This window comes from Candidatus Protofrankia californiensis (genome assembly GCF_900634765.1).
GTDB lineage: Bacteria > Actinomycetota > Actinomycetes > Frankiales > Frankiaceae > Protofrankia > Protofrankia californiensis.
In genome coordinates, this window is sequence record NZ_CAAAFT010000096.1 from 2,826 (window position 1) to 5,912 (window position 3,087).

The following is a 3,087-nucleotide window of genomic DNA, read 5'->3' on the forward strand; positions in this document are numbered from 1 at the left end:
TGGCCCGGGAGCATCTGGCCGGCCCGGGGGACGCAGGCGAGCTTCGCGGACCATCTCGGCGACGGTCACGCAGGCGATCACCAGGCAGAGGACGAACGTGGCGATCGTCACTCCCGCGGGGAACGGCGCCCAGCGTCCGATCACGGTGACGACCTCGGTGACGTGCAGCGGGGGAACCGACTCGCCGCGAGGCAGCCAGTAGTACGCGCACACGGCCCACAGCGCTGCCGCCTGCATGACCAGTGCGCCGACCAGGACGATCAGGCTGGCGGCCCGTTCGTGCACGCGCAGCAGCCGGCCGAGACCGACGGCGGTGACGACGGCGAGGCCCACCACGCCCATGTACAGGTACCGGCCCTGGATGGCGATGGCCTGGGTGTATTTCAGGTAGTCCGAATAGCTGCGCTGGCCCACCAGCAGGTAGGCCAACAGGATCGGCATGAGCAGTACCAGTGGACGTCCGGACGCAGACGCGCGTAGACGGGCGAACCCGTGCCCCTGGGCTCCGCCGGTGATCGGCGGACGAACGACCGCCGCTATGACGCATCCCAGCACGGCTGTGGTCGCGATGACGATCGCGACCGGGGACAACTGAGGCGGTTCGAACATCCCGAGACCGCCCCAGAACCGGCTGATGATGGTCCGCCAGAAGTACTCGCACCACGTGTAGAAGGACTTCGGCAGCAGGATCGGCTCACGCCGTGGGGGTTCCGTCGCCCATCCGTTGGGCTGTACCGCGTCGTAGAGGACGTAGTTGCGGGCCCACCACCATCCGCCGGTGGCGCAGGCGATCCCGATCGCGAGCAGCGCCGGGGACACCGGCGGTGCCCGCAGCACCCGGGTGGGAACAATCCGGCTGTGGTGACGACGCGGGCTGTGGCGGCAGGAGCGGCGGGACCGGCAGGGGCGGGCCCAGCCGGCGAGATAGGCGGCGGCAACCACGACCACCAGGGGCAGGGCGAGTGCCTTGGTGAGGAAGGCGAGGCCGAGCAGCAGGCCGACGCCCACCGCCGTCCGCCGTCGCATGTCGCCGGTGAGCACGCCGGCGAGCAGTACCGTCAGCCCGCCCACCGACAGCATCAGCAGACCGTCGTTGTTGAACATGGCACCGACCCGGGTGAGCCCGGGGACGGCCAGCGGCATCACGGCGGCGGCCTGGGCCAGCGGCGCGCGCAGCCCGAACCGCCGCGCGGCCTCCCAGGCGAGCAACGGCAGCGGGGCCACGACGATGATGTTCAACAGGCGCAGGACCCAGACCTGCTGGTCGTAGGCCCAGTGCGAGGAGCCGGGCAGCGCCGACAGCAGGGCGGCCCCGACCACGTAGATCAGCGGTGGGTGCTGGACCATCTGGTTGGACAGCCGGCCGTCGGTGACCGGACCGGGTCCACCCAGCGCGTCGAATGACAGGCGCTGGTCGCGGGGGGTCGGATCGATCTCGGCGAACGGGGGTTCGCCACTGTTCCTGCCGCCCGACTGGAACATCTGGGCGTAACGGCCGCGGTCGAAGTCGTCCGAGGTCGCGGCGACTCCCGCGGAGATGATCCGTTCACCGGGTGCCGGCCAGCCGGAACCGTGCTGCAGGCCGTAGACCATGTCGACGTGCTGGGCCTCGTCATAGCCCATCCAGGTGGTGAAGGTGAACGAGTAGGTCAGCAGCAGCGCGAAATGAAGCACGGTCACCAGCACGACTGCCCGCGGCGGCCGGGGCCGGCGGGCACGTGGACGTGGCACACCGGTGGCAGGGGGGTCGGCGCTGGGCTGCCTGCGGCGGGCGCCGGCGTCCAGGTCCGGTTGCCGTGGGATCTCGGCCGTCGGCCATGCGAGCTTGATCTCTGCGTAATCGACGATCGTCATCTCTCCAGGACGACGGCAGCCGGCCGCCGTTGGTCAGCTGCGCCCGCGGTCAGCAGGCCGCTCTTAGCTTAGCCATACAGTTGCCGTTGGCAACTGTATGGCTACTACATGTGATTTCATAGGTCGTAGGTGCGAATCCGGCCGGGTATTGGGTCTGCGACACTTGCCGGGTGCGCGTGATGGTGACGGGAGCGGGTGGCCAGCTCGGGGTGGACCTGTGCCGGCTGCTGGAGTCGGATGAACGGGTCCGTGCCTGGGCGGGGTTCACCCGTGCCGAGCTGGACATCACCGATCCGGCGCGGATACGGGCCGTCGTCTGCGACCAGGCCCGGCCGGCGAAGATCCAGGGTGGTCTCGTGGTCGTGAACACCGCGGCCTGGACCGATGTGGACGGTGCCGAGTCCGACGAGACGGGGGCCTACGCCGTCAACGCCACCGCGCCGGCACATCTGGCCGCCGCATGCGCGGAGGTCGGCGCGACCCTGGTGCATGTCTCCACCGACTACGTCTTCGACGGGACCGCCGACAAACCGTACGAAACACACCACCCGACCGCGCCGCGCTCGGCATACGGGCGGACCAAGCTCGCCGGTGAACAGGCCGTGCTCGCGTTGTGCCCGTCGTCCTATGTGGTGCGGACCGCGTGGGTGTACGGCGCGTCCGGGCACAACTTCGTCCGGACGATCGCGCGGCTCGCCCGTGAGCGCGACACGCTTGCCGTCGTCGACGACCAGCGTGGCTCCCCGACCTGGTCGGTGGATCTTGCCGCCGGGCTGATCGATCTTGTGGCCGCCGGTGCCGGGAGCGGTCTCTACCATTGCACCGGTGGTGGCGACACGACCTGGTTCGGGTTCGCCCGCGCGATCGTCTCCGAACTCGGGATGGACCCGGAGAAGGTCAGGCCGACGACGACGGACGCGTTCCCGCGCCCCGCGCCACGCCCGGCCTACTCGGTGTTGTCGTCCCGGTCGTGGACGGACGCGGGGCTGCGGCCGCTGCGCCCCTGGCGGGACGCGCTGGCCGCGGCCTTCGCGGAGTCCGGCGACGTCCTGCGGGCCTGACGCCGTGGGCGCCTGACGGCCGTGGGCGCGACTGCCGGGTGCCTGCCGCCTTGACGCCGCGGTCCTGCTGCCTGCCGTTGTTGGGAAACCCTGTCGAGAAGCGTCGGTGGCGAGCGCTACCGTTGGGAGCGTGACGACCAAGACCGGTGCTTCGCCCGCTTCGCAGGCGACC

Annotated in this window: 2 protein-coding genes; one reads left to right on the forward strand and one right to left on the reverse strand. The window is 70.5% G+C overall.

Annotation, left to right across the window (positions count from 1 at the left end):
* Positions 1 to 1,854, reverse strand: a 1,854-nt coding sequence (locus DD1DGNOD_RS05855; protein WP_131769621.1) for a glycosyltransferase family 39 protein, incomplete at its 3' end; no start/stop codon positions are given.
* Positions 1,855 to 2,033: 179 nt separating this feature from the next.
* Between DD1DGNOD_RS05855 and rfbD the strand changes: the two genes are divergently transcribed.
* Entirely contained in the window at positions 2,034 to 2,915 is an 882-nt protein-coding gene (rfbD, locus tag DD1DGNOD_RS05860; protein ID WP_206442971.1) for a dTDP-4-dehydrorhamnose reductase, read from the forward strand.
* The last annotated feature ends 172 nt before the right edge of the window (positions 2,916 to 3,087 follow it).

Bases quoted from the DNA above. Each gene is read 5' to 3' on its own strand.
- rfbD (WP_206442971.1), top strand. From the start codon at position 2,034: ATGGTGACGGGAGCGGGTGGCCAGCTCGGGGTGGACCTGTGCCGGCTG.